General features: G+C 61.1%; 23 protein-coding genes and 4 tRNA genes. 10 read left to right on the top strand and 17 right to left on the bottom strand.

The features are described from left to right. Nucleotides 1-44: 44 nt before the first annotated feature. Both E3O56_RS24385 and E3O56_RS24380 read right to left on the bottom strand, forming a co-directional pair. On the bottom strand, nucleotides 45-1,400 hold the full coding sequence (locus E3O56_RS24385) for an MBL fold metallo-hydrolase (protein WP_103735098.1): 1,356 nt from the start codon (nucleotides 1,398-1,400) through the stop codon (nucleotides 45-47). A 67-nt stretch (nucleotides 1,401-1,467) separates the two neighbouring features. Further along, the gene (locus tag E3O56_RS24380; protein ID WP_103735097.1) at nucleotides 1,468-2,358 is read right to left on the bottom strand and encodes a universal stress protein; all 891 of its coding nucleotides are present in this window, start codon (nucleotides 2,356-2,358) and stop codon (nucleotides 1,468-1,470) included. A 186-nt stretch (nucleotides 2,359-2,544) separates the two neighbouring features. Between E3O56_RS24380 and E3O56_RS24375 the strand changes: the two genes are divergently transcribed. Beyond that, the gene (locus E3O56_RS24375) at nucleotides 2,545-3,528 is read left to right on the top strand and encodes a zinc-dependent alcohol dehydrogenase family protein (protein ID WP_248129105.1); all 984 of its coding nucleotides are present in this window, start codon (nucleotides 2,545-2,547) and stop codon (nucleotides 3,526-3,528) included. 310 nt (nucleotides 3,529-3,838) lie between these two features. Further along, nucleotides 3,839-4,402, top strand: a complete 564-nt coding sequence (locus E3O56_RS24370; RefSeq protein ID WP_103735095.1) for a GNAT family N-acetyltransferase — start codon at nucleotides 3,839-3,841, stop codon at nucleotides 4,400-4,402. A 53-nt stretch (nucleotides 4,403-4,455) separates the two neighbouring features. Here the strand turns inward: E3O56_RS24370 and E3O56_RS24365 are convergent, their stop codons facing one another. The 3 genes from E3O56_RS24365 to E3O56_RS24355 form a co-directional block, all read right to left on the bottom strand. After that, a complete protein-coding gene (locus E3O56_RS24365) occupies nucleotides 4,456-5,367 on the bottom strand; it encodes a universal stress protein (RefSeq protein ID WP_103735094.1) in 912 nt (303 codons plus the stop codon). Between the two features lie 106 nt (nucleotides 5,368-5,473). After that, nucleotides 5,474-6,718 (bottom strand): MgtC/SapB family protein, encoded by a 1,245-nt coding sequence (locus tag E3O56_RS24360; RefSeq protein ID WP_103735093.1) that lies wholly within the window; start codon nucleotides 6,716-6,718, stop codon nucleotides 5,474-5,476. Nucleotides 6,719-6,727: 9 nt separating this feature from the next. Then, complete coding sequence (locus E3O56_RS24355; RefSeq protein WP_078820743.1) at nucleotides 6,728-6,955, bottom strand: hypothetical protein; 228 nt, start codon at nucleotides 6,953-6,955, stop codon at nucleotides 6,728-6,730. Between the two features lie 249 nt (nucleotides 6,956-7,204). On the opposite strand from E3O56_RS24355, the gene E3O56_RS24350 reads away from it, so the two are divergent. From E3O56_RS24350 to E3O56_RS24340, 3 genes are all read left to right on the top strand, one after another. Continuing rightward, complete coding sequence (locus E3O56_RS24350; RefSeq protein WP_032877067.1) at nucleotides 7,205-8,128, top strand: universal stress protein; 924 nt, start codon at nucleotides 7,205-7,207, stop codon at nucleotides 8,126-8,128. Between the two features lie 62 nt (nucleotides 8,129-8,190). Then, nucleotides 8,191-8,409, top strand: coding sequence for a hypothetical protein (locus E3O56_RS24345; protein ID WP_032877068.1), 219 nt, complete (start codon nucleotides 8,191-8,193; stop codon nucleotides 8,407-8,409). 53 nt (nucleotides 8,410-8,462) lie between these two features. Continuing rightward, nucleotides 8,463-9,542, top strand: coding sequence for an ArsO family NAD(P)H-dependent flavin-containing monooxygenase (locus E3O56_RS24340; RefSeq protein ID WP_032877069.1), 1,080 nt, complete (start codon nucleotides 8,463-8,465; stop codon nucleotides 9,540-9,542). A 173-nt stretch (nucleotides 9,543-9,715) separates the two neighbouring features. Here the strand turns inward: E3O56_RS24340 and E3O56_RS24335 are convergent. The 4 genes from E3O56_RS24335 to E3O56_RS24320 all read right to left on the bottom strand — a co-directional run bounded on the left by E3O56_RS24335 (nucleotide 9,716) and on the right by E3O56_RS24320 (nucleotide 10,130). Continuing rightward, a tRNA-Gly gene (locus tag E3O56_RS24335) sits at nucleotides 9,716-9,791 on the bottom strand. A 3-nt stretch (nucleotides 9,792-9,794) separates the two neighbouring features. Then, nucleotides 9,795-9,870, bottom strand: a tRNA-Glu gene (locus tag E3O56_RS24330). Nucleotides 9,871-9,975: 105 nt separating this feature from the next. Further along, nucleotides 9,976-10,051, bottom strand: a tRNA-Gly gene (locus E3O56_RS24325). A gap of 3 nt (nucleotides 10,052-10,054) precedes the next feature. Further along, a tRNA-Glu gene (locus E3O56_RS24320) sits at nucleotides 10,055-10,130 on the bottom strand. 357 nt (nucleotides 10,131-10,487) lie between these two features. Between E3O56_RS24320 and E3O56_RS24315 the strand changes: the two genes are divergently transcribed. Beyond that, nucleotides 10,488-11,258, top strand: a complete 771-nt coding sequence (locus E3O56_RS24315) for a hypothetical protein (protein WP_032803393.1) — start codon at nucleotides 10,488-10,490, stop codon at nucleotides 11,256-11,258. A 135-nt stretch (nucleotides 11,259-11,393) separates the two neighbouring features. Next, complete coding sequence (locus tag E3O56_RS24310; protein WP_248129104.1) at nucleotides 11,394-12,206, top strand: alpha/beta hydrolase; 813 nt, start codon at nucleotides 11,394-11,396, stop codon at nucleotides 12,204-12,206. Nucleotides 12,207-12,241: 35 nt separating this feature from the next. On the opposite strand, the gene E3O56_RS24305 is transcribed toward E3O56_RS24310, so the two are convergent. From E3O56_RS24305 to E3O56_RS24295, 3 genes are all read right to left on the bottom strand, one after another. Then, nucleotides 12,242-14,209 (bottom strand): methyl-accepting chemotaxis protein, encoded by a 1,968-nt coding sequence (locus E3O56_RS24305; RefSeq protein ID WP_248129103.1) that lies wholly within the window; start codon nucleotides 14,207-14,209, stop codon nucleotides 12,242-12,244. A gap of 113 nt (nucleotides 14,210-14,322) precedes the next feature. Beyond that, entirely contained in the window at nucleotides 14,323-15,735 is a 1,413-nt protein-coding gene (locus E3O56_RS24300; protein WP_032877072.1) for a PLP-dependent aminotransferase family protein, read from the bottom strand. A 200-nt stretch (nucleotides 15,736-15,935) separates the two neighbouring features. Continuing rightward, on the bottom strand, nucleotides 15,936-16,697 hold the full coding sequence (locus E3O56_RS24295; RefSeq protein ID WP_032877073.1) for an SDR family oxidoreductase: 762 nt from the start codon (nucleotides 16,695-16,697) through the stop codon (nucleotides 15,936-15,938). 228 nt (nucleotides 16,698-16,925) lie between these two features. Here E3O56_RS24295 and E3O56_RS24290 point away from each other — a divergent pair, with 228 nt between their 5' ends. Continuing rightward, on the top strand, nucleotides 16,926-17,933 hold the full coding sequence (locus E3O56_RS24290) for an NADP-dependent oxidoreductase (RefSeq protein ID WP_248129102.1): 1,008 nt from the start codon (nucleotides 16,926-16,928) through the stop codon (nucleotides 17,931-17,933). Between the two features lie 61 nt (nucleotides 17,934-17,994). Here E3O56_RS24290 and pyrF read toward each other — a convergent pair whose 3' ends face one another. Further along, entirely contained in the window at nucleotides 17,995-18,693 is a 699-nt protein-coding gene (pyrF, locus tag E3O56_RS24285) for an orotidine-5'-phosphate decarboxylase (protein ID WP_005786636.1), read from the bottom strand. 257 nt (nucleotides 18,694-18,950) lie between these two features. Here pyrF and E3O56_RS24280 point away from each other — a divergent pair, with 257 nt between their 5' ends. Further along, nucleotides 18,951-19,715 (top strand): response regulator, encoded by a 765-nt coding sequence (locus tag E3O56_RS24280; RefSeq protein ID WP_032877075.1) that lies wholly within the window; start codon nucleotides 18,951-18,953, stop codon nucleotides 19,713-19,715. Further along, complete coding sequence (locus E3O56_RS24275; protein WP_248129101.1) at nucleotides 19,715-20,749, top strand: ATP-binding protein; 1,035 nt, start codon at nucleotides 19,715-19,717, stop codon at nucleotides 20,747-20,749. The genes E3O56_RS24280 and E3O56_RS24275 overlap by 1 nt, the downstream gene beginning before the upstream one ends. A gap of 454 nt (nucleotides 20,750-21,203) precedes the next feature. Here E3O56_RS24275 and E3O56_RS24270 read toward each other — a convergent pair whose 3' ends face one another. The 4 genes from E3O56_RS24270 to E3O56_RS24255 form a co-directional block, all read right to left on the bottom strand. Continuing rightward, nucleotides 21,204-22,268 (bottom strand): AI-2E family transporter, encoded by a 1,065-nt coding sequence (locus tag E3O56_RS24270; protein ID WP_005786630.1) that lies wholly within the window; start codon nucleotides 22,266-22,268, stop codon nucleotides 21,204-21,206. Between the two features lie 72 nt (nucleotides 22,269-22,340). Beyond that, nucleotides 22,341-23,159, bottom strand: coding sequence for a DUF4892 domain-containing protein (locus E3O56_RS24265; RefSeq protein WP_078820738.1), 819 nt, complete (start codon nucleotides 23,157-23,159; stop codon nucleotides 22,341-22,343). A 102-nt stretch (nucleotides 23,160-23,261) separates the two neighbouring features. Further along, on the bottom strand, nucleotides 23,262-24,116 hold the full coding sequence (locus tag E3O56_RS24260) for an alpha/beta fold hydrolase (RefSeq protein WP_032877078.1): 855 nt from the start codon (nucleotides 24,114-24,116) through the stop codon (nucleotides 23,262-23,264). Continuing rightward, complete coding sequence (locus E3O56_RS24255; protein ID WP_078820737.1) at nucleotides 24,113-24,916, bottom strand: alpha/beta hydrolase; 804 nt, start codon at nucleotides 24,914-24,916, stop codon at nucleotides 24,113-24,115. Before E3O56_RS24255 ends, E3O56_RS24260 begins: the two co-directional genes overlap by 4 nt. Nucleotides 24,917-24,974: the final 58 nt, after the last annotated feature.

The raw sequence follows: 24,974 nt of genomic DNA, 5'->3' as shown, positions 1-24,974 counted from the left end.
AGCAAATCCCCTGTAGGAGCGAGCCTGCTCGCGAAGACTGTTTTTCAGAGTTCCACGCTGTCGCGGTACTCCGGCACCGATACTGACCAACCCAATTCTTCGCAGATACGATGACGCAAGACATCCGACGCGTTGGGCTCGCCATGCACGACATAGGTATGCCGTGGCGGGGTCTTGAAGCCGCGCAGCCACTGAATGATCTCGTCGGCATCGGCATGGGCCGACAGCGTTTGCATGGGCACCACTTCGGCATTGATCGGCACGTCCTTGCCATGAATACGCACCGAAGGCTCGCCCGCCACAATCCTGGCGCCTCGCGTACCGCCGGCCTGGAAACCGGGCATCAGCAAGGTGTTGATGGGGTTGGGCGCCAGGCTCTTGAGGTGATGCAGGACCCGTCCCCCCGTGGCCATGCCACTGGCGGCGATGATCACCGCCGGGGTGCGTTGCAGGTCCAGGGCCATGGCATCCTTGACCGAGCGCACCGGATTGGCGATGTGGCACATGCCTTCACATTCCTCCCGGGATAATCGGTGCTCGTCACCGAAACGCTGGTACAACCGAGTCACGTCGATGGCCATAGGGCTGTTGAGGTAGATCGGGATATCGGGTATTGCCCGGCGTTGTTTCAGGCGATACAGGTGATACATCAACAATTGAGCGCGACCGACCGTGAACGAGGGCACCAGGGTGATGCCACGGCGCAACGCGGTGCGGGTGATCACCTCGGCCAATTGGTCTTCCGGCGATTCGTGCGGATGGCGGCGGTCGCCATAAGTGGACTCCACCAGCAGGCCATCCGCTTGCTCGATGGCCTTCGGGGCGAACATCACCGGATCCTCCGGCCGGCCCAGGTCACCGGAACACACCAGCGTCACGCCCCCGGCTTGTACTTGAACGGTGGCGGCGCCCAAAATATGCCCAGCACGCCGCAGCAAGATCGTGATGCCCCTGGCGATCGCCACCGGGTGCTCGAATGCAATCGGATGCAACAGTTTCAGCGCTCGTTCAGCGTGTTCGCAGGTGTACAGCGGGAGGGCCGGCGCGTGTTTGGAGAACCCCTTGCGGTTCGCGTATTCAGCCTCTTCTTCTTGCAGGCGGGCGCTGTCGCGCAACAGGATTTTCACCAGCTCGCAGGTCGCTGGCGTGGCGTAGACAGGCCCACGGTAGCCATTACGGACCAGCACCGGCAAGTAGCCGCTGTGGTCCAGATGGGCGTGGGTCAATACGACCGCATCCAGGTCACGCATCGTCAGTTCAAAGGGATCCCAGTTGTGCAGGCGCAACTGCTTGTAGCCCTGGAACAGGCCGCAATCGATCAGGATTCGCTGTTCGTCGTGTTCCAGCAGGTATTTGCTGCCGGTAACGGTGCCCGCGGCCCCGAGAAATGTCATGCGCATGGTGGTGCTCCTGGACAATCGATAGGCAAGCGATGGGTTTGTATTGTTTGCGCCAAGCCCTGCTTCATCAGACAGCCAGGACGCTGCACTGCACCTGATACAGAATGTGCTCTGTCGTACTGCCTAGCAGCCCAAACGGATCACTGTGCTGTGATCGGCCCATGACCACCACATCCACGTCATGCTCCAAGGCAAACTCACTGAGCACCGATACAGGATGCCCCAGTAGAAAATGCCTGCGCTCAGCAGGCACGCCGAACAGGTTGGCCAACTCCAGGAAGGACATCTCCAGGCTTCTGCGCAGTTCCTTGCTGAGCTGCGACAGCGACAAGCCGCCGCCTCCCGCATCGCCCAGGTAGACCGAGGACACCTCAAAGGCATGAACCAGATGCAACTCGGCGTTGCATTGCAGCGCCAGGCCAAGGGCCTGGCGAATAATCCGGTCATTAAGCCCGCTGTTTTGTGCAAAAGCGCTTGAAGGGTCCACGGCCGCAACCACTCTGCGCGGCAAGGCATGGCCTGCAGCGCCCACCATGAACAACGGCACGGCGCACTTGCGCAGCAGTTGCCAATCCAGCGGTGTGAAAAATGCGCACTTGAGCAGTGACTCATGCTGGACCTGCTTGATCAGCAAGTCGGGTTGGATCTGAGCGACGTGTTGCAGAATCTGCTCGCGCATGTTGTCCACCCACGCCACTTCGGTGGTGACCCGCAGGCCCCGGCGACGCATCTTGTCGGCCTCCTCCTCCAGCCAATTGCGCTGGTCCCGAAAATAGTTGTGCCGTGCCTCTTCACGGGGCTCCTCCTCAAGCACCGACAGAATGTTCAGCGAAGGGATCAATGCCGTGACATGCAGATGCGCCTCGCTGGCAGCCGCCAGGGCGGCGGCGTGATGAAGGGCAGGAGAATGTCGTTGTGCCGGGTTGAGGATCAGCAACAGGCGTTGGTACTGGCTCATGATGGGGCTCCCGCGTAAGGCTCGTGCGCCAAGACTCAGCGTCGATGCCGTGAAAAGTACCGGCTGTCATGAGTGGATTCTGCGATGGCGCAATGATCTCGACTTGATTTACATCAGAACCAAGGACGCCAGGGTGATAGAAGGTGCGGGTTCGTCGGTACTGCTTGTTCAGACAGGAGAACGCTCATGCGCGCCATGGTCCTGCACTCGCCCGGCCACCCCCTGCAGTTGGAAGAACGGCCGTTGCCCGTACCGGCGCGCGGGCAACTGCTGATCAAAGTCCTGGCCTGCGGCGTATGCCGCACCGACCTGCATCTGTTTGACGGGGAACTGCCTCAGGCCCGGCTACCCCGGGTCCCGGGCCATGAGATTGTCGGGCACGTCACCGGAGTCGGAACAGACGTGGCGACCGGCTGGGTCGGTCGGCGAGTAGGCGTGCCCTGGCTGGGCTGGACTTGCGGGATTTGTGAGTTCTGCCAGTCAGGACGGGAAAACCTTTGTGACCAAGCATTGTTCACCGGCTGCCAGCTGGACGGCGGCTATGCCGACTACACCGTTGCGCACGCGCGTTTCTGTTTCCCCCTCCCCGACGCGCTGGATACTGCTGAAGCGGCACCTCTGCTGTGTGCGGGGCTGATTGGTTTTCGCGCCTTGCAGATGGCGCAAGACGCTAAACACCTGGGCCTCTATGGCTTCGGCGCCGCTGCCCACTTGGCGATCCAGATCGCCGTGGGCCGAGGCCAGCAGGTCTACGCTTTCACCCGTCCAGGCGACGAAGATGGCCAGGCGTATGCCCGATCACTCGGCGCTAGCTGGGCTGGAGCCTCAGATCAACTTCCCCCGCACCTGCTGGACGCGAGCCTGATCTTCGCACCTGTCGGCGCGTTGGTACCCCTGGCCTTGCAAGCCAGCGCCAAAGGCGGCTGTGTGGTATGCGCCGGCATTCATATGAGCGACATTCCGCGCTTTCCTTATCGCCTGTTATGGGAGGAGCGCAGCGTGCGTTCAGTGGCCAACCTGACTCGCGCCGATGGCGTTGCATTTTTCGAGCAGATCCAACGCACTGCCGTTCATTGCAACGTGACCTGCTACCCCCTGATCGAAGCCAACCAGGCTTTGGAACGGCTACGAAGCGGACAGGTCAACGGTGCCATCGTGCTCATTCCCTGACCGCCAACAGGCTGCCCGGTACCCAATAGTCGTGCTGGCGATCAAACGCTCCAGACCGACACGGTGCGCGGTTCCCATCACCACGGCGTCAACCATCGCACACCTGCATCGAGTTGTTTCCTTAGACGGTCGGCACGTTGCTCCGGCCCCAGCCCATGCGGTTTGATTTGAATCAAATGCAGCGCAATCGATGATTGGCGGCGCCAGGGCTGATACAGATCAGAACCGACGTCCACCACGGGCGTAGAACAGCTGGGAACGCGAAGCTTTTTAGCGCACCGCATGCCTATACCCGATGGAGGATCGACTCATGCTCACAGTCAAAGACCACAACGAACGCGCCGCCGCCTTGTACGCAAGTATCAGCGGCAAGCACTGGATCCAGACGCTCAAAGACGGCCGGCATGTGCTGATCCGACCGCTGCGGGACGAGGATCGCCAGCGCGAATATGACTTCATCAAGCGCCTGTCTCCGGAATCACGTCACATGCGCTTTCTGTCGCAAATCAATGAACCCGGAGCGGCAATGCTCGATCAGTTGATGGATGTCGACTGCAAGACGCGCCTGGCTTATATCGCTCTGGTTCATGACAACGGCCAGTTGATCGAAATCGGCGTCAGTCGCTACTGCGCCACGTCCGAGCACGAATGCGAGTGCGCGGTGACCGTCGCCGATCAATGGCAGCACCTGGGCCTGGGGACGTTATTGATGGAGCATCTGATCGACGTGGCACGTAAAAACGGCTACCGGCAGATGTACTCCGTCGATGCCGCGAGCAATGCCGCCATGCGGGACCTGGCCCATAGCCTGGGGTTCGAGACCCATACCGACCCCGACGACACTCGGCAGGTCATCCACCGTCTTTATCTTTAGCCAGGACATTGCGCGAGTGCCACATTCCATGGCCCTCGCGCAGGTGGCTCCCGTTATGCCTGCGGCTTAATCGCCCAGACACTGCAGGGCGCCCGTTGCAGCAAGAGTTCGGCGGTCGTCCCCAGGCGCTTGTCCAGGCCATGATGCGCCGTGGTCCCCATGACGATGACATCCGCCTGATGATCGGCGGCGAACGTGCAGATACTGCTCAACGGCGCTCCCTCGATGAAATGTCGTTGCTGCGGCATGACCCCGTGGCGTTCGGCCAAGGATTCGAAAACTTCATGCTGCGCCTCGCCCAACGCTTCATAAATGCCGGTTGCCAGGGGCAGTACGCCGAAACCCATGTCGGACGCATAGACAGCCGTCCAGTCAAAGGCATGCAGCAGTTCGACTTCGGCGTTGCATTGCTCAGCCAGCTTGACGGCCGCATCGACGATCTGGTCGTTGAACACCAGGTCCTGTTCCTCGCTGCGCAGCACGTCGACGATCGCCAGGACCCGCCGCGGCCGCGGGTTGCGCGAATCGGTGACCAGATGCACCGGCACGGGACAGTCACGCAGCAAGCGCCAGTCCAGCGGTGTGAAAAAAATCCGCTTCATCACCGGCTCCGGCTGTGCATCCTTGATGATCAGCGCCAGCGGCGATTCCTTGATGTACTGCTGCAGGGCTTGAAAGGCATCCTTGCCCCAGACCACTTCGCACGTCACCTCGACGCCATGCCGGCGCGCCAGTTCGGCCTGTTGCAACAGCCAATGCCGATGAGTTTCCAGGTAGCCCTCGAGGGCCTGCTTGGCCTGATCCGGCGCAAACAGACCGCCCACCGACAGTAGCTCCAGATAATCGATCGCGACAATATGCAGCGCCAGCTCCAAAGCCAGCGCCAACTCGGTGGCGCGGTCGAACGCCGGCGTACGGATCATGGCGTCAGGCGCCAATAACAACAAACGGGAAGCCTGGGACATGGAGCACCTCGACACGTGGCGTTAACCACTGAGTGAATGGAGGATTGCAGAATGAACGCATGGCCAGTGCAGGACTTGATCTTCATCAAACTGCCATCATCCAGGCTCACAGACTAGAGAGCCAAAGCCCGCCCCACATCGCCAAGGTCATCAATAGCTGACCTGGAATGACGAACCCAGCGAACTGCCGCCCCCCGCTGACCCAGGCCACCACGCATTTGCTCAGGGAGTTGCTGGTCAGGGCCATCAGGACGGGCACGGCGATGCCGTCGAAGGGTAGCAATCCGCCCTTCGCCAAAGACGCAATGGAGGCCGTCGAGGCATGGGCGTCAACAAGACCGCTGAAAATTGCGGTAGCGACCACCCCGGCCTGCCCGAACTCATCAAGCATAGCCGACGACACAACGGTGATAACGGTCATCGCCACAACGACCATCAACGCCAGTTTCAGGCTGAAGGCCCCGCCGTGCTTGATCCCATCCTGCGCATGCGCCCTGGGCCGGGGAAACATCAACACGCTGGCGTAAAACAATACCGCCAGCAATCCGCACAGCAACGACCACCCCATCCGATGCAGCAACGCTGGCTCCACGGCACCGAGAATCAACGCCATCTGTGCCAATGTCGCCAGGTTGGCCAACATTGCGGCCGCGCTGAGCAGCTTTACATCGAGCGGTTCTTTCGCGGCAATGTGCCCCATGGTCGCGACAGTCATCGTAGCGGAGGCAAAGCCCGATGCAATGGCGCCAAGGGCGTAGCCGTAGCGAGTGCCAAAGGTACGGACAGCAACGTGCCCCAACGCCCCCACGCTCATCAGCATGACAGTCAGGGCGCAAATGGTGCGCAGATTGATCGCGTTGTAAGGCCCCAGATAACGATCTGGGGCGAGCGGCAGCAAAACTAGTGCGGCGATCAATAGCAGCAAGCCATCGCGCAATTCAGCAGCGGTCAGTTGGATGCGCGCAAACTGATGCAGCATCTCACGGTTGGCCAGCAGCCCCGCCATTACCACGCCTATCGCAATCGCCAAGGCAGGGGCACTGACACAGAGCGCGCCCAGCACCAGCACCGTAAATAATGCCACCTCGCTGGTGATGCCCGGGTCCTGATCGAGGCTCCTCCAATACGCAATGGTGACCAATGCACCCAGCGCGAGCGCGACAAACCCTAGCAATAAAGGGCCGCCGGTCCAGAGCGTTACATACCCCAACATCGAGGTGACGGCAAACGTGCGCAAGCCGGCAACATCGCGTCTGCCCTCCTCGCCCTTGCGCCGCTCACGCTCAAGTCCCACGAGCAGGCCGATCCCCAGCGCGGCGCCCGCATTTACAAAGCCCAGGGCTTCGGTCATGGCTAGGCGCTACGACGGGATTGGAGCAGATGTTCGCGGGGATGCCGCTGGCGCGACATGCGCGGCTCCCGTGCGCTCGATCACGCTGCGCGGCCAGACATGGGGCGCATCGATTCGCGCCTGCAACGTCCTGGTAAACGCCCGCGCTTCATCAACGCTCCTGAAGCCTATGCACAAGGCATCCAAATGCACGACCCATCGCGTACCTGCCTGTGGCTCTTCAAGCCAGATAATCATGACCAACCTCCCAAAGCGGGTGTGCCTGGACTCACAAGTCGGAACCCAGCCTGCGCCTAATTGATTAGGGCGGATTGATCATGATCAAACATTGCGCTGCAGCTCGTCCGTCGCCGGTGCCGATCCGACGCAATTCAGTGTGTTTGATGCAAATCAAACTACCCAGGCTCAACGCGCCCATGATCGAACCAGACACAGCCCGCGCGACCGTCGCACGGCGCCAACAGGTCCTTGCCCAGGAGGTTTGTCATGTCTACGCAATCACGCTTGATGCTGGTCGTTTCGCCACTGATGCAACACAACCCGGCGTTCGAGCGCGCCGCCGCACTGGCCAAGGCCGAAGGCGCCGCACTGCACATTGTCGCCTTTGATTATCTCGAAGGCCTGGCCACGGCCGGGCTGGTCAATGAGCAAGCACTGGAGCAGATGCGCCTGGGCTACATTGAACGTCATCGCCAGTGGCTGGAAGAGAAAGCCAGGCCGCTGCGCAAACTCGGTATCGAGGTCACGACCGAAGTGACGTGGGTCGAACGCCCGTTGCAGGAAATCCTGGTTCACCTCAAGGAAACGCCGATGGCCGCGCTGATCAAGACGGTGGATCCTGAATCCTGGATCTCGCGCCTGATGTTCACGCCTCTGGACGTGCACCTGCTGCGCGAATGCGAGGTGCCACTGCACTTCGTCAACAAAGTGGCCCATGCGCGCCCGCGCAAAATCCTGGCCGCTATCGACCCCTTCCACCGAGACGGTCGCTACAAAGACCTCAACGACCGGATCCTGGCTGAAGCCAACAAGTTGGCGGCCAGTTGCGATGCGGAACTGGAAGTCATCTACGCCTACGACCTGTCCTCCATCACCGCCGCCGAATACGGTTTTGGCAACGGCTCGACCTTTTTCTCATCGACCTTGGCCCGACAGCTCTACGAATCCCAAGGGGCAGCATTCGACACCCTGGCCGAACGCAACGGTATCGCCCCGCAGCAACGGCGCATGATCATGGGCGACCCGGCCAAGGTGCTCGCCAGCTATGCGGGGGCCCACGATGTCGATGTCATTGTCATGGGCCGCGTGCACTATGGCGGCCTGGAAAAGCTGATCGGCAGCACGGTGGAAAGCCTGCTGTACAAGATGCCGTGCAGCTTGTGGGTGATTGCACCGCAGCAGTTTGACTGAGACATAAAGGCCATCACCGATGGCCTTAGAACAACCGCTTCGGGTTCCAGGGGTCACGGCTGATGAACCGAACGAGCAATACCCTTGCACGCCAGCAGCCCATTTCCACCGATGCCGTGGCCTGGCACATGCTGTCCGCTGAGCAGGTGATCGAACGGCTGGGTGTCAAGGAGCAAGCTGGGCTGGACGCGGCGCAAGTCCAGCCCCGGCCTCTGCTGACCGGGCATTGGCAGCCTTTGCGTTCATGCTGGCGATGCCAACGACATGCTGCTGTTTACTGAACTGGAAGCCCGGCGATGGATGCCCTTCTCGCCTTGATCAAGGACCCGCTGTCATGCTCCATTCACAACCCGGCCCCTATGACGTGGTCATTATCGGTGGCGGCCAAGCTGCCTTGACGGTGGCGTATTTTCTGCGACGCACGTCCCTCTCGTTCGTCATCCTCGATGCGCAGGAAGAACCGGGTGGTGCCTGGCGACACGGCTGGAACTCGTTGCGGCTGTTCTCCCCCGCTACCTGGAGTTCAATTTCCGGCTGGATGATGCCGCCCACACCAGATGGATATCCTTCGCGTAATCATGTTGTCGACTACCTGAAGCGGTATGAACAACGCTACCAGTTTCCAGTGGAGCGTCCGGTGCGGGTGATAGCCGTGGAACATGCATCCACAGGCTTGCGGGTGCGTTCGGATAAACAATCCTGGGAGGCCAAGGCGGTGGTCAGCGCGACCGGCACCTGGAGCAACCCCTACGTTCCTGCTTATCCCGGAGCGGACGAATTCACCGGTCAACAGCTGCATTCGGCCCACTATCTCGAGCCACAGCCGTTCAAAGGCAAGAAAGTGCTGGTGGTGGGGGGTGGCAATTCGGGCGCACAGATTCTAGCCGAGGTATCCAAAGTTGCCGAGGCGACCTGGGTAACGCCCACTGAACCGCTGTTCCTGCCTGACGAGGTCGACGGACGGGTTCTGTTCGAACGCGCCACCGAACGCCTGAAAGCCCAACAGGAGGGCCGGCCCATCGAGCAACCGGTGGGGGGGTTGGGAGACATCGTCATGGTGCCGCCGGTTGTCGAAGCGCGCGAGCGCAACGTCCTGAAGGCTGTCCGACCGTTCACGCGCTTCACTCGCAACGGCGTGGTCTGGCCCAATGGCCGCGAATCGGTGGTGGATGTGGTGATCTGGTGCACCGGCTTCAGACCCGCGCTGACCCACCTGGACACCCTGGGCATCATCAATACCGAAGGCAGCGTTGACGTGGAAGGGACCCGTTCGGTGCAAGAGCCCAGGCTGTGGCTGGTGGGATACGGCGAGTGGACGGGCTCAGCCTCTGCCACGTTGATCGGCGTTACACGCACGGCACGCAGCACCGCCAGCGAAATCGCCGCGTTTCTGGGCAGTTCATCCTCGGCTTGAAACCGCCTTGGCAGAGCAAGCTCAATATCAAATCGCAGTCCGAACTGTTTGCCCGATTTTTTATGCCAAGGCCGCAAGCCCATGCGGCCGTTTGAACGCGGCAAAACCGTATCTGGCCAAATTCAGCACAAACAAAAACGCCGATCATTTCTGATCGGCGTTTTCGTTGAATATGGAGCGGGAAACGAGACTCGAACTCGCGACCCCGACCTTGGCAAGGTCGTGCTCTACCAACTGAGCTATTCCCGCAAATGGCGTCCCCTAGGGGACTCGAACCCCTGTTACCGCCGTGAAAGGGCGGTGTCCTAGGCCACTAGACGAAGGGGACACGCTACTGAAACACATGGTGTGTATTTCAGTGCCCAGAGGCCTCGTCCGAAGACTTGGTCCTGGTTTCACTCAATGCCGCCCGAGGGCCACACTGCTTGTAAATTGGAGCGGGAAACGAGACTCGAACTCGCGACCCCGACCTTGGCAAGGTCGTGCTCTACCAACTGAGCTATTCCCGCAAATGGCGTCCCCTAGGGGACTCGAACCCCTGTTACCGCCGTGAAAGGGCGGTGTCCTAGGCCACTAGACGAAGGGGACACACGTACAACATTCACTCCCTACCGCGTTTCGCTGTGTGCTTTACGCTGTAAGTGGCGCGCATTCTATGGATGGATTGAAAGGTCGTCAACCCCCAAGGATAAATTTATTTAAATCAATGACTTCGCCATGGTTTGCCGGCCCGTGCGGGCATTGTCGCCGCTGGAGCCTTGGCGCCTATATTCTGGCGTTCAACAAGGCGTTATAGTCTGCCTGGGCAAATGATGGCAATGTGCACCCATTCGGAAGCGCTTACTTATATAGAAGAAACTACCCGGGCAACTGGTCGATCGGTCCTATCCGCCGGGTGCCCCAGTCACTACACTCCACAGCAAACCCTATAAAGAGGTCACACCGGTGACACCACTCATGATCACCCTGCTGGTAATAGCCGGGATCGTAATACTGATCGCCATTGGCTACATGAACCACGTGGTGGAAAACAACAAGCTGGAAAAGAAGCGTACCGAGATCGAGCTTAATGATCGCCTGCGTCGCTGCGGTGAAATCACCGAGACTTTCCCCGGCCAACTGATGACCCCGGCGCTCAAACTGTTGCTGGCTCGCCTGGAACTGAACGTCAACCAGCGCCTGTTGAACCTCAATAAGTCCAGCGCACCAATCAAGGCACGTATCAGCGAGCTGAATGCGTTGATCGCCCAGGGCGAATCGATTCCGGTGGCCAACCCACCTGCGCCGATCCAGACCGAAGCCAAGGCCAAGGACGTGCGCTTTTTGCTCGAAGCCCTGCACGGCCAAGTCACCCGCGCAGCCCAGGACGGTTTCCTGCCAACCAATGAAGCCAAGCACTGGATCAAGGAAATCCGTCATATCCTGGTACTGCTGCATATCGAGTTCTTCAACAACCTCGGCCAACATGCCCTGCTGCAAGGCCAGCCCGGCCAGGCGCGCCTGGCGTTCGAACGCGGCGTGCAGTACTTGCGCAAACAACCGGAACCGGTGCTCTACAGCGCACAGTTGCAACTGCTGGAGTCACAACTGGCCCGCGCCAACTCCACGGTGCTGACCAACAGCCAACCGGCAGAAGACGAAGTCAACGAGCTGACCGAAGGTTTGAAGGTCGTCGATGCCGACGCCGAGTGGAAAAAGAAAGCTATCTACGACTGACAGCCCAGTCAATAACGTGGGAGGGGTGTCAGTTGGATGGCACCCTCACACCATATGCCATCACTTTGCATCTATCCCCCCGCCCCCGACTAGCGTAAAAAAGTGCCCCTCACTCCGTGAAGTTAGAGGCCTGCTATGCCTGTTGCCGTGATTGATGGACAACCGCTGCATTACCTCGACCAGGGCAGCGGCCCGGTCGTATTGCTTGGTTCAAGTTACCTGTGGGCTCGCGACATGTGGACGCCGCAGATTGAAGCGCTGTCCCAGCAATACCGTGTAATAGTCCCCGAGCTGTGGGGCCATGGCGAGTCGGGCCCGATGCCCACGCAAACCCGGTCCCTGGATGATCTGGCTCGCCAGGCCCTGGCGCTGCTGGATCACCTGGACGTCGAGCAGATCAACCTGGTGGGCCTGTCGGTCGGTGGCATGTGGAGCGCGCGCCTGGCACTACTGGCGCCCGAGCGCATCAACAGCGTGGTGCTGATGGACACCTACCTCGGCGCCGAACCTGAAGCGACTCGCCAGTATTATTTCTCGCTGTTCAAGATGATCGAAGACGCCGGCGCCATCCCCGAGCCGCTACTGGATGTGATCGCACCGATCTTCTTTCGCCCGAACATCGACCGTGAATCGGCGCTGTATCAGGACTTTCGCAAATCCCTGCAGGGATTCCCCCGCGAACGCCTGCTCGATAGCATCGTACCGCTGGGCCGCCTGATCTTCAGCCGTGAAGATATCCTGGAGCAATTGCCGCGTCTGGACGCCGACACCACCCTGATATTGTGCGGCGAGCAAGACACCCCCCGCCCACCTGCCGAATCCGAGGAAATGGCCGGACTGATTGGTTGCGACCTGATCCTGATCCCCGAGGCCGGGCATATCTCAAGCCGCGAAAACCCGGACTTCGTCAACGAAGCACTGCTGACCTTCCTCGCCAACAACGCCTGACCCCCTTCGCCTTGCTCGCCGCACCCCAGCGGCGATCACAGGCGGAAATGCCCCACCATCCCCTGGAGTTCCACGCCCAACTGCGCCAGCTGGACGCTTGATGCTGCATTGCCTTGCATACTCAGCGCCGAATGATCGGCACTTGCCCGAATACTGGTGACGCTGCGGTTGATCTCTTCGGCCACCGAGCTTTGCTCCTCGGCGGCGGCGGCGATCTGTTGGTTCATTTGCTGGATCAGTGACACGGCGGCCGCAATGCTGCCCAAGGCACTTTCGGTTTCCAGCGCATCACCGACCGCCAGTTTCACCAGTTCGCCACTTTGCTGGATCTGCTGCACCGACGACTGCGCCGCACTGCGCAAGGTGCTGACCAGCCGTTCGATCTCCTCGGTCGATTGCTGGGTGCGCTTGGCCAGGGCCCGTACCTCGTCGGCCACCACGGCAAAGCCACGCCCCTGCTCACCGGCACGCGCCGCTTCGATGGCGGCGTTCAAGGCCAGCAGATTAGTCTGCTCGGCCACGCTATTGATCACGCTCAGCACGGCGCCAATGTTCTGGATCTCTGCGCTGAGGCTTTCGATACTCGCGCTGGCACTGTTGCTTGACGTGGCCAGCAATTCGATACGCTGCAAGCTCATGCGCACCACCTGCTGGCCGCTGTCGACCTTGGCATCCGCCGTCTGTGCAGCTTGCGCCGCTTGCTCGGCATTGCGCGCCACATCGTGCACCGTGGCGGTCATCTGGTTCATCGCCGTGGCAACCTGTTCGGTTTCTTCCTTCTGACTGTTGACCTCGTGGTTGGTCTGTTCGGTAACGCTGGACAGCGAATGCGCGGAACTGGCCAGTTGTTCAATGCCGGCCTGCAACCCGCTGACCATCTGGCTCAAACCGCTGCTCATCTGCTGCATGGCTTGCATCAATTGGCCAATTTCATCGCGGCGGCTGACCTCCATGCGCCCGCTCAGGTCACCCGAGGCAATCTGCTGGGCCACGGCGATCACGCTGCGCAACGGCGCAACGATCAAACGGGTAATCAGCCAAGCAGCAATCAAGCCCACCAGCAACGCCAAGGCGGAGGAAGCGATGATCAGCAGCGTGCTGTGCTGCAACTGCACCTGCATGGACTGATCTTCAGCGGCGTATGCCTGATTGACCTGGCTGACCACTTGCTCGGCGCGATCATGCAGTTGCGTATAGACCAGCTTTTCCTGGGCCAGCAGCCCGGTGTACTCGCCGAGCTTTTCACTGAATGACGCGATATGCCCGCTGACTTCGTTGAGTACGGTCTGGTAGCCCGCGTCCTTGACGCTGGTTTTCAGCTTTTCGACCTCGGCCAGGGCCTGGTCGGCCTGCTCGATCTTGCCCTGTGCGCCGTCGTCTGTTTCAGCCTTGCGGCTCTGATCCAGGCGCACTCGCGCTTCGTTCATGGCTTGCAGCATCAAGCGCGACACCTGGCTGACCTGCCCCGCCTGCGCGATAAACTCGGCGCCCTCCTTGCCCTGGCTTTCCTTGAGGACATAAGCGCCGTCGTCGGCGAGGCCGGCTTGCAACACGTCCAGGTTATTGGCCACGCTGGACACCGACCAACTGGCCATTTCCAGCGCCAGATCCTTGGCCTGGGTCAAGTCGACGAACTCATCGAACGCCTTGCGATAGGCGATCAAAGCTTGCTCGACATCGCTCATCACCTGCTCGTTGATGACGGACCGGGCCTTGAGGCTGATGGCCTGGGCCAGCAACGCGTCAACACTGTTATGCAGGGCGTCAACAGCCTTGGGGTCGGCGTGCAGCGCGTAGTTCTGCTCGATCACGCGTACCTTGAGCAGCTCGCTATTGAGCGAAGACATCTGCTTGAGGCCATCAAAGCGCTGGCCGACGGTGTGCAGGGCCCCCACACCGATCGCCGCTACCAGGGCCGTCAGAAGGAGTACCAAGGTAAAACCCAAGCCCAGTTTTTTTGCCATGCCAAGGTTGGCGAATCGTCGTTGCACGCCCCAAATCATTGCACTTGATCCTCTTGCAATGGCAGATGCCATAAACCAGGTTTACAAGCAGTGAGAGTGGCAACCCCGAGGCCCCGAACACAAGCCGCTGGCGTCGCAATAATGGCAAAAAGCTACATGCCCGTCGTTTTCAGAATGGTCGAGGTCGATCTGGTCGGCCCCATGGCACGGAACAACGCCAGTGCGCGCTGATCCCCTGCATAGGCCACATTGATGCGTAGCCAGTCGCTACGCTCCCCGGTGGGGCTGAACAGCGCGCCGGGCGACAGCAGCACGCCGAGCCGCCGTGCACAGGCCTGCAGCCGCGATGGGTCCGGGATGCCCGGTCGCGCCCACAGGAACATGCCCCCTGCGGGAACGGCAAAGACCTGCCACTCTTCATCCTCCAGCACCTGTAAAGTCGCAGCCATCTGCGCATTCAGGTGCTTGCGCAGGCGCTGCACCCACTTACGGTAAGTGCCGTTGCTCAACAAGGTTGCCACCATGGCTTCGGCAAAGCGCGAGGTGCCGAGCCCCGTCAGGGTCTTGAGGTGAGCCAATTGCGCAATGAGCGTGGCACTGGCACAGAGGTAGCCCACGCGCAGGGCGCTGCTCAGGGTCTTGGAAAAACTCGACACATAGATCACCCGGTCATTATGGTCCAGCGCCGACAAGCGCGTGCAACTGGCATGTTGCAGGTCGCCGTAGACATCCTCTTCGATGATCAGGAAATCCCGCTCTCGCGCCAGTTCCAACAACCGCTGCGCCACCGAACGGCACAGGCTGGTGCCGGTGGGATTGTGATAAAGGCTATTGATGAACAGGCACTTGGGCCGATGGGTTTGCAGCAATATCTCCAAGGCTGGGATATCCGGGCCGCCACGGGCGCGCGGAACCTCCAGCAGCGTGACACCCTGCAACGCCAACTGGCGATAGAGGTTGCCATACCCGGGTGTTTCCACCACAACCTCATCACCAGCCTTGAGCAAGGTACGTATCAGCAAGTCCTGGGCATGGCTGACGCCATGGGTGGTGAGAATACAGTCCAGGCGGGTGGCTATGTGAATCTGGGTCAGGCGCTTGAGCAGTTGTTCGCGCAGCACCGGCAGCCCCAAGGGCGTACTGTAATTGAACAAGGCCCCGGTATCGGTACGACTGAGTTCGCGGATCGCATAGCTGATGTCATCGCTTTCGCGCCAGGCGTCCGGCAGCCAGCCGCATCCCAGCTTCAGCTCGCCCAGCGGGCTATCGGTAAAAGCGCCCCACAGTTGCTCCGCGCCTTCGTACCAGTGGCGTTCCTGGTCAGTGGCGGGTTGCGCCACCACAAAACCCGAGCCGTGCTTCGGAGCCAACAGGCCCTGGGCCACCAACCGCTCGAACGCCTCGATCACGCTGGACTGGCTCAGCAGGTTGTCGAGGGCCAGTTGCCGAATGGACGGCAAGCGCGTTCCAGGGCTCACTCCTTCCTTGCGAATCCAATGGGCCACCGCGCTGACGATTTGCTGAACAACCGGTACCAGGGCTTGTCGATCGATCCCTAAATCCATGCGCCACTCACTTCAACTGTTTGTTAACCCAAAACAGTTAAGCACAGAAGCCCGCCAAAACTTGCTGCCAAGTTTTATTAAAGTATTGATTTTATTGGATTATTTACCTACTGATACATATTCGAACACGGCCCACTGCCCCCTATGGAAACGCCCCACAGCACCTCGCCCTATTTTCGAATGCCGTGCGACTTGCCGTCCTAGATCGCCGTCGCGCCGCCATCCACCGCCAGTGACTGGCCGGTGGTAAAGGCGGCACCATCACTGCACAGGTACAATACGGCGCTGGCGACTTCCTCAACCTTGCCGATGCGCCCGACCGGATGCATGGCCGCCGCGAATTCGGCTTTGCGCGGGTCGGCCTCGTAGGCGCGGCGAAACATGTCGGTATCGATCACGGCAGGGCAGACCGCGTTCACGCGGATCTTCTTTTTCGCATACTCAATGGCTGCCGACTTGGTCAGGCCGATCACTGCGTGTTTGGACGCCGCATAGATGCTCATCTTCGGCGCCGCCCCCAGCCCGGCCACCGATGCCGTGTTGACGATTGCTCCGCCGCCCTGGGCCAACAACAGCGGCAACTGATACTTCATGCACAACCAGACGCCTTTGACGTTAACCCCCATGATGGCATCGAACTCATCCAGGCTGCCGTCGGCCAGCTTGCCTTTCTCGATCTCAATCCCGGCGTTGTTGAAGGCATAGTCCAGTCGTCCATAGATGGCGACCGTCTGCGCCATCAATTGCTGTACGTCCGTTTCGAGCGTGACGTTGCAACGCACAAACACCCCTTCGCCGCCGGCCTGGCGGATCAGCGCAACAGTCCCCTCGCCCCCCGCCACGTCGAGGTCGGCAACGACCACCTTCAAGCCTTCGGCCGCGAACGCCAGCGCAGTGGCGCGACCAATACCCGCGGCGGCGCCGGTTACCAGGGCGACCTGGCCAGAAAATGTCATGCTCATGGGAACTGTCCTATGGGAGTGGTAACGGTGGCGCGAGTCTAGCCAACACAGGGATCAGCGCGTCAGCACTATCAGACGGCGGGTTAGCGCTGCATGAATCGCAGTGATAAGTCTACCGGGATGGTTATCAGCGATGCCTATCGACGGGCATTCGCCTCCCGCAGACAACCTTGCCCTGGCGTCACTGAAGGGCTATCACTCATGATTCATTTCCAAAGAGTCCTTGCCATGACCGCCCAGACCAACCGCCAATTCCTGCTCGCCAAACGCCCGGTCGGTGCGGCCACGCGAGAGACCTTCACCTACCAGGAAGTGCCGGTGGGCACGGCTGCCGACGGCCAGGTCCTGGTACGCAATGAATACCTATCCCTCGACCCGGCCATGCGTGGCTGGATGAATGAGGGCAAGTCCTACATCCCGCCGGTCGGCATCGGCGAAGTGATGCGGGCGCTGGGCGTCGGCAAGGTGATTGCCTCGAACCATCCGAACTTCGCGGTGGGGGACTACGTGAATGGCGCCCTGGGCGTGCAGGATTACTTCCTCGGCGAGCCCCGTGGTTTCTACAAGGTCGACCCCAAGCTTGCGCCCCTGCCCCGTTACCTGTCTGCCCTGGGCATGACCGGCATGACGGCTTACTTCGCCCTGCTGGAGACCGGTGCGCCGAAAGCCGGTGACACCGTGGTCATTTCCGGCGCCGCGGGTGCCGTGGGCAGCATCGCCGGGCAGATCGCCAAGATCAAAGGCTGCCGCGTGGTGGGGATTGCCGGCGGTGCCGACAAGTGCAAGTTCCTGCTCGATGAGCTGGGCTTTGACGCCGCCATCGACTACAAAAGCGAAGACGTACCCGCCGCCCTCAAACGCGAGTGCCCCAAAGGCGTGGACGTATATTTCGATAACGTCGGCGGCGATATTCTCGACGCCGTGCTCAGCCGCCTGGCACTCAAAGCCCGCGTGGTGATTTGCGGCGCGATCAGCCAATACAACAACAAGGAAGCCGTCAAAGGTCCGGCCAACTACTTGTCGTTGCTGGTCAACCGTGCGCGCATGGAAGGGTTTGTGGTGATGGACCACGCGGCGAACTTCGCGGCGGCCGGGCAGGAAATGGCCGGCTGGATGGCCCAGGGCAAGCTCAAGAGCAAGGAGGATATTGTCGAGGGGCTGGAGACCTTCCCGGAAACGCTGATGAAGCTGTTCAGCGGCGAGAACTTCGGGAAGTTGGTTTTAAAAGTAGTCTGACGCACTGCTGATCTAAATGTGGGAGCGAGCAAGCCCGCTACCACATTAATATCGGGGACATTCAGGCGATTTCGGCAACCACCGCCGCCAGTGCTTTGGCCGGATCCGCCGCCTGGCTGATCGGACGGCCGATCACCAGATAGTCCGAACCGGCATCCAGGGCCTGGCGCGGGGTCAGGATACGGCGCTGGTCATCCTGCGCGCTGCCCGCCGGGCGAATACCCGGCGTCACCAGTTGCAACGACGGGTGGGCGTTCTTCAGGGCCTGGGCTTCCAGGGCCGAGCATACCAAGCCATCGAGGCCGGCTTTCTGCGCCAGAGCCGCCAGGCGCAATACCTGCGTCTGAGGCTCGATATCCAGGCCAATACCGGCCAGGTCTTCGCGCTCCATGCTGGTCAGCACGGTCACGCCGATCAGCAGCGGTTTGGGGCCGCTGCGCTGTTCCAGCACTTCGCGGCACGCGCTCATCATGCGCAAGCCGCCGGAACAGTGCACATTGACCATCCACACGCCCATTTCGGCGGCAGCCTTCACGGCCATTGCCGTGGTGTTGGGGATGTCATGGAATTTCAGGTCCAGGAACACTTCGAAGCCTTTGTCCCGCAGGGTGCCGACGATTTCCGCCGCGCAACTGGTGAACAGTTCCTTGCCGACCTTGACCCGGCATAGCGTGGGGTCCAACTGGTCAGCCAGCTTCAGTGCGGCGTCACGAGTGGGGTAATCCAGGGCGACGATGATAGGAGTCTGGCAGACGGACATTGGAATGGGCTCTCAGGCAAGTCGAAATCGGCGCGGATTGTAGCGCAAGCAGCGCCGTTGCGGGATCCGATGATCGGTAAATACTGATCAAGTGCCCGATACACGCGATTTCGAGCACTTGTTTCAAAGTCGATACATTCACGACACGCCCTCAACACGCCGCCCGGCTAGCCTCGCACACTATCGCACGCCCAGCATTTCCAGCCACGGCGCTGGGCGCCTATGCTGACAGCACTACTCAGGCAGATGATCGCACTATGCAGACCCCTTCCGTCCCCGTAAACGAAGAGCCTAAAGGCACGACGATCGCCGAAGACAAGCGCTGGACCACCCGTGCGCTGATCGTCGACGACGACGTGCCGATCCGCGAACTGCTGATCGACTACCTGGCGCGCTTCAATATCCTGGCCTCGGGCGTCACCGACGGCACCGCCATGCGCCAAGCCATGCAAGCCGAAACCTTTGATGTGGTAGTACTGGACCTGATGCTGCCGGGCGAGGACGGGTTGTCGCTGTGCCGCTGGCTGCGTGCCGAGTCGGACATTCCGATCCTGATGCTCACGGCCCGCTGCGAACCCACCGACCGCATCATCGGCCTGGAACTGGGCGCTGATGACTATATGTCCAAACCATTCGAGCCCCGGGAGCTGGTGGCCCGTATCCAGACCATCCTGCGCCGGGTGCGCGATGACCGCACCGAGCAACGGGCCAACATCCGCTTCGACACCTGGCGCCTCAACAGCGTACTGCGCCAGTTGGTGGCCGATGACGGCCTGGTGGTGCCGCTGTCCAATGCCGAGTTTCGCTTGCTGTGGGTGTTCATCGAACGCCCGCGCCGCGTATTGAGCCGCGAGCAACTGCTGGATGCGGCCCGTGGTCGCTCCATCGAAGCCTTTGATCGCAGCATCGACTTGCTGGTATCACGCCTGCGCCAGAAACTGGGGGATGACCCCAAGGCCCCGCAGTTGATCAAGACCGTACGCGGCGAAGGCTACCTGTTCGACGCCCGGGATATCGGTTGATGCGCGCCACCTTCAATACGCTGTTCGGGCGACTGTTCGGCCTATTGCTGGTGGCCATTGTGCTGGCCCACGTGCTGGCGCTCTTCTGGTTTCACCACTACGGCCGGCCACCGCCTCCGCTTCCCCAGGCGTTCGTCGAACAACCGGACGGCACCCTCAAACCGCTGCGCAAGGAACCTCGCCCTTGGTTTGGTGGCCCGCTGGTACCGCTGACGTTTCAATTCATCTCGTTGATCATTGCCGCCTGGTACGGCGCCAAGCTGCTGAGCCGGCCGATCCAGCGCCTGAGTGCCGCAGCCGAGCGCTTGAGCGTCGACCTCGACAGCCCGCCGCTGGTGGAATCCGGCCCGCGCGAGGCAAGGCAAGCGGCCTCGACCTTCAACCTGATGCAAAAGCGCATCCGCGAACAAGTCAGCCAGCGGGCACGTATGCTCGGTGCGGTCTCTCACGACCTGCGCACCCCGTTATCACGCCTCAAACTGCGCCTGGAACAGATCGAAGACACCAAACTGCAAGGCCAGATGCGTCAGGACCTGAACGACATGATCGATATGCTCGACGCCACCCTGAGCTACCTGCATGAACAACGCACCAGCGAAACGCGGCATTGGCTTGACGTTCAGGCACTGGTGGAGTCCCTCAGCGAGAACGCCCAGGACCAGGGCTGCGACGTGCAATTCTCAGGCACCTGCGCGCCTTTGCAAGTGCAGCCCATGGCCCTGCGCTCATGCCTCAACAACCTGATCGACAACGCGCTGCGCTATGCCGGCATGGCCCGGGTAGAACTGGCCGACAGCCGTGGCGCACTGGTGATCAGAGTGATCGATAACGGCCCGGGAATCGCCGCCGATAAACGCGAGGCGGTGTTCGAACCGTTCTTTCGGCTGGAGGGATCGCGCAACCGCAATTCCGGAGGGGTCGGTTTGGGGATGACCATTGCCAGAGAGGCCGTCGAGCGGCTTGGCGGGCACTTGAGCCTGGAGGACACGCCGGGTGGTGGGTTGACTGCGGTGATGTGGTTGCCGAGGGGCTGAGGCTTCTCCCTTCTACACAACTGTGCAGCTTGCCGCCCCCACGGTAACCACGATGCGAAGCGAGCCGCTCTTGATCTGCTTTTGATCTTAGGCGCCCCGCTAAACCACGCTGGCCGGAATTCGACAGGGATTTGGGGGGTAAACCGGCAGGGATGCCGGTTTAGCCGCCCCGCGCCATGGATGGCGCGTGGCGGCGGCCCCCCAAATCCATGGCGGATTACGGGCACACCGAGCCTAGGCGAGGTGCCGAGTGGTGGGGCAAGAGCCCTTTGGTTACTTTGGGGCTCTTTTTCCAAAGTGACCCGCTGTAAAAGCGGAACCAATATCAGCCGTTACCCAAATAACGGATATGTACTCAGTCGGATCCAACATCCTGGTCGGCCCTGAGGCCGCCATCGGGAGCAAGCCCCCTCCCACAGGTGCAGCGTCGCATCACATCCTGATGCCTAGCCCCTCAATTACACGGCTTGTCGTCACGACGCACTTGCGCCTGGGTAGCGCTCCAGTCCGTCAACAGGCTGTACGCCACCGCCAGCAGCGTCGGCCCGATAAACAGCCCGATAAAGCCAAAGGCGATCAACCCCCCAAACACCCCCAGCAGCACAATCACCAACGGCAGGTTACCGCCACGACTGATCAGATACGGCTTGAGCACGTTATCCACACCGCTGATCACAAACGTACCCCATACCCCCAGGAACACCGCATAGGTGTAGTCACCCTTCCACGCCAGCCAGGCCGTGGCCGGAATCCACACCAGCGGCGGGCCCATGGGGATCAGGCTGAGCAGGAAAGTGACGATACCCAGCACCAGCGCACCCGGCACGCCGGCGATCAGGAAGCCGATCAGCGCCAGCAAGGCCTGGGCCGCCGCAGTGCCGATCACACCATTGACCACCCGCTGCACCGTACCGGCCACCAGCTCGATGTAATAGCCGGCACGTTCACCGATCAGCCGTTCCAGCAGACGGTGCACAAACATCGCCAGGCGCGGCCCATCACGGTAGAAAAAGAACACGAAGACCAGGCTCAGGGTCAGCTCAAGAATACCGCCGCCAATTTGCGCACTGCGTGCCAGCAACCAGTTGCCGACCTGGCCGAGGTACGGCTTGATGCTGACCATCAGCGCCGCGCCTTGTTGGTCAATGCTGTCCCACATCGCCACCAGGCGCTCGCCGACGAACGGGATCGAGCCCAACCAGGTCGGCGCCTCGGGCAAGCCGTCGACCTGAATGTCTTTGATCAGCGCCACCGCATCGCGCACATGGTCGGCCAGGTTGAACCCCAGCCACACCAGCGGCACCGCCACCAGCAGCATCCAGCCCAGGGTCAGGATGCCGGCAGCCAGAGACTCCCGCCCGCCCAGCCAGCGAGTGAGCAAACGCATCAGCGGCCAACTGGCAAACGCCAGCACCGCGCCCCAGAACAGCGCCGACCAGAACGGCGCCATGACCCAGAAGCTGGCGCCAAACAGCACCAGCAGCAGGATTTGCACCAGCAGGCGATCGTTATTGAGCATCGGGTATCTCGAGAATAAGGCTGTAGGAAGAGAGCTTAGGCGAACGGCACGGGTCCGTTCGCCTTGTAACGGTCAGCGTATCAGATGCAGGTGCAAACCCTTAGCGTCACCGCTGCCGGTTTCCAGGCGTGCGGCGCGCACGCCCTTGTCGACCAGGGCCTGGCGCCAGGCCTCGGCTTTCGGGCCGGTCAGGCTCACGCGCAAGGTGGTATCAAGGTTCAACCCACGGGAAATCAAGGTCAGCCAGGTGTCATCAGGCTCGGCGGCCAATGCAGGGAGATCCAGCTCGCCCGTGCTTTTGAGCTCTCGCAGCAGGGTGGCCGAGGTGGGTAGCAGATCGCCCAAGGGCGCGCTGGCATCGAGTTGCTCCACATGCAGGTAAGCGCGTCGGTTGCCGCGAGTAATGCCGTACAGCGCGACCAGCGAGTTGTTCTGCGGGGCGGCCAGGCGCAGCAGCAGGTATTCCTGCTGGCCATCGGCCCCCACCAGCTTGGCGTTGCCGAACACTTCATTGGCCCACAGGCTGCTCTCGCCGCAATCGCGGGCCTGGCACCAGAACAACAGCTGCGCGCCCTTGGCCTGCAAAGCTTCGCGCGTTGCAGTAAAGGCGGCGCTGGAGCTGTGCTCCGCGGGCAATTCATAGGTGATTGCAGTGGCCTGGCCGCGCGCGGTGGCCTGGCCTTCGTAACGCAACTGGCCGCTGATCTTGCGGATCGCGCCCATGGGGTAGATGCGTTCCTTCTCTTCAGCGGGGCGATAGTCGACTATTTGCGCGTCAACCTGGCGGGACACAGCAGGTAAATCCTGGCTGCCGGGTATATCGGCGGCAAACACCAGGGGGCTGAAACAGCAAAGGCCAAGGGCACGGATACATCCTTTACCCAGGCTCATCGGATCGATAGGCCCTGGCCAATGGAGGTCACAGCGATGTTGAGTGTGTTCATGGTTGACTCCCTTTCAATCCGCCCAGCCTCGGCAGTTGACCCCGCCAAGTCAAGGCGTGGAGAAGAACCGATTGAAACAGTCTGCAACAAGAGCGGCGCCGGACTCATCATTCAGGTGCAAATGATGGCCACCTGGCAGCGTAGTAACGCTGAAGGGTAGCTGAGAAAGCAATTCAGCATGTTTCGCCAACATGCCGTCAGCCGCCACCACCAACTGCGCCGGGCAACTGACGCGACGCACAAAAGCCATGGCCTGTTCATCGGTCAGACGCATCGGCGATGCCAGGGTCAGGCGACTGTCGCTGCGCCAGGTGTAACCGTCCGGTACCGGCATCAAACCGCGCTGGGCCAGCAGTTGCGCCGCTTCACGACTGACCGCCACCACGCCCTTCATTCGCGCTTCAACCGCTTTTTCGAGGGTGTTGTAGACTGGCTTGCGCTTTTCTTGCAGGTTCAGTTGCGCCTGCAAGGCCATGCCCAGACGCTCGGCTGCATTCTCGCCGCTGGCGGTCGGCGGGATCACACCGTCGATCAAACCCAGGTGCGTCACTCGCTCCGGCAGCGCCCCGGCCAACACCAGCGAGACGATGGCGCCCAGGGAGTGGCCAAGTAATGCAAAACGTTTCAACCCCAGTTGTTCGGCTACCTGCAGCACGTCGTAGACATAATCCCACAAGGCGTAACCGGCGCCTGCCGGGCGATGGGCCGAATGCCCGTGCCCAGCCATATCCAGAGCGATGATGCGCAACCCGTGCAGCTTCGGCGCCAGGCGCGCAAAACTGTTGGCGTTGTCCAGCCAGCCATGCAGGGCAATCACTGGCAGGCCATCCTCGGGCCCGAACAGGTGCGCGGCCAATTCGATATGCCCCAGGCTCAGGCGAACCTCTTCGACCGGTGTACTCATGCGCAACTGCGCTCGCGGGCTTGCCAGCGGGCGAACAGGTTCTTGATCAAGGCAGCCGTGTCCTGGGGGCGTTCGAGGGGGAACATATGACCGCCTGGCATAGTGAGCATTTCGCCCATGGGCAAGCGGCCGACGCCGCTGGCATGGTGACGCATGACCACTCGGCTCTGGCGACCACGCACCACGGCCAGTGGCACTTTCAGCTGGCGTACCTGGCCCGGGCTGGTGTGCGGCACGCCCCGGTAGATGCTGATTTCGGTGGCCGGGTCGAAGCGCAGGCGCAGGCGGTCGCCGACTTGCTGCAAGCCATGCTCCAAATACGCGTCAAAGCATTCGGGGTCGAAGCCACGAAACAGGGTTTTGCCGGCGAAGTAGCTGCGTGCGGTGTCCAGGTCGGTGAATTCTTCACGCCGGCCAAGGGTACGTCCGGCCGGTGTCAGTCGATCGATAAAACCAAAGCGCTTGGCGGCGCGGATCACCCAGCGGTCGGCACGGGTGAGCACCGGCGAATCCAACATCACCACGCCACGGTACAACTGCGGGCAACGCATGGCCGCGTACAAATGCAGCACGCCACCGAGGGAATGGCCGACGCCCCACACGGGTTCCGGCTGTTGCTCAAGGTGGTGGATCAACTCGTCCACCAGGTTCTGCCAGTTATCATCCACCGGGAACCTGGGGTCGTGACCGTGCTGGGGCAGATGCGCCACCGTATATTCCGGGGCCAGCGCGGCAAACAGCTTGCCGTAGGTGGCCGAAGGGAAGCCATTGGCGTGGGTAAAAAACACGTGCTGCGACATACAGGTTCCATCGATAAAAACAGAGGTTGATTGTCACCATACCGGCCGCCTACAGCAA

It is taken from the genome of Pseudomonas sp. W2Aug9 (assembly GCF_023127755.1).
Taxonomy (GTDB): Bacteria; Pseudomonadota; Gammaproteobacteria; order Pseudomonadales; family Pseudomonadaceae; genus Aquipseudomonas; species Aquipseudomonas synxantha_A.
The sequence above is the reverse complement of the archived record's forward strand: the minus strand, read 5'-3'. Positions and strand labels throughout refer to the sequence as shown.

Excerpts from the sequence above, each read along its gene's own strand:
- E3O56_RS24265 (WP_078820738.1), bottom strand. The coding sequence starts at position 23,159 with ATGAGCCTGGGTAAAGGATGTATCCGTGCCCTTGGCCTTTGCTGTTTC.
- E3O56_RS24340 (WP_032877069.1), top strand. The coding sequence starts at position 8,463 with ATGCTCCATTCACAACCCGGCCCCTATGACGTGGTCATTATCGGTGGC.
- E3O56_RS24365 (WP_103735094.1), bottom strand. The coding sequence starts at position 5,367 with ATGTCCCAGGCTTCCCGTTTGTTGTTATTGGCGCCTGACGCCATGATC.
- E3O56_RS24260 (WP_032877078.1), bottom strand. The coding sequence starts at position 24,116 with ATGAGTACACCGGTCGAAGAGGTTCGCCTGAGCCTGGGGCATATCGAA.
- E3O56_RS24290 (WP_248129102.1), top strand. The coding sequence starts at position 16,926 with ATGACCGCCCAGACCAACCGCCAATTCCTGCTCGCCAAACGCCCGGTC.
- E3O56_RS24295 (WP_032877073.1), bottom strand. The coding sequence starts at position 16,697 with ATGAGCATGACATTTTCTGGCCAGGTCGCCCTGGTAACCGGCGCCGCC.
- E3O56_RS24370 (WP_103735095.1), top strand. The coding sequence starts at position 3,839 with ATGCTCACAGTCAAAGACCACAACGAACGCGCCGCCGCCTTGTACGCA.
- E3O56_RS24310 (WP_248129104.1), top strand. The coding sequence starts at position 11,394 with ATGCCTGTTGCCGTGATTGATGGACAACCGCTGCATTACCTCGACCAG.
- pyrF (WP_005786636.1), bottom strand. The coding sequence starts at position 18,693 with ATGTCCGTCTGCCAGACTCCTATCATCGTCGCCCTGGATTACCCCACT.
- E3O56_RS24305 (WP_248129103.1), bottom strand. The coding sequence starts at position 14,209 with ATGATTTGGGGCGTGCAACGACGATTCGCCAACCTTGGCATGGCAAAA.
- E3O56_RS24280 (WP_032877075.1), top strand. The coding sequence starts at position 18,951 with ATGCAGACCCCTTCCGTCCCCGTAAACGAAGAGCCTAAAGGCACGACG.
- E3O56_RS24360 (WP_103735093.1), bottom strand. The coding sequence starts at position 6,718 with ATGACCGAAGCCCTGGGCTTTGTAAATGCGGGCGCCGCGCTGGGGATC.
- E3O56_RS24275 (WP_248129101.1), top strand. The coding sequence starts at position 19,715 with ATGCGCGCCACCTTCAATACGCTGTTCGGGCGACTGTTCGGCCTATTG.
- E3O56_RS24270 (WP_005786630.1), bottom strand. The coding sequence starts at position 22,268 with ATGCTCAATAACGATCGCCTGCTGGTGCAAATCCTGCTGCTGGTGCTG.
- E3O56_RS24350 (WP_032877067.1), top strand. The coding sequence starts at position 7,205 with ATGTCTACGCAATCACGCTTGATGCTGGTCGTTTCGCCACTGATGCAA.
- E3O56_RS24345 (WP_032877068.1), top strand. The coding sequence starts at position 8,191 with ATGAACCGAACGAGCAATACCCTTGCACGCCAGCAGCCCATTTCCACC.
- E3O56_RS24355 (WP_078820743.1), bottom strand. The coding sequence starts at position 6,955 with ATGATTATCTGGCTTGAAGAGCCACAGGCAGGTACGCGATGGGTCGTG.
- E3O56_RS24375 (WP_248129105.1), top strand. The coding sequence starts at position 2,545 with ATGCGCGCCATGGTCCTGCACTCGCCCGGCCACCCCCTGCAGTTGGAA.
- E3O56_RS24300 (WP_032877072.1), bottom strand. The coding sequence starts at position 15,735 with ATGGATTTAGGGATCGATCGACAAGCCCTGGTACCGGTTGTTCAGCAA.
- E3O56_RS24385 (WP_103735098.1), bottom strand. The coding sequence starts at position 1,400 with ATGCGCATGACATTTCTCGGGGCCGCGGGCACCGTTACCGGCAGCAAA.
- E3O56_RS24380 (WP_103735097.1), bottom strand. The coding sequence starts at position 2,358 with ATGAGCCAGTACCAACGCCTGTTGCTGATCCTCAACCCGGCACAACGA.
- E3O56_RS24255 (WP_078820737.1), bottom strand. The coding sequence starts at position 24,916 with ATGTCGCAGCACGTGTTTTTTACCCACGCCAATGGCTTCCCTTCGGCC.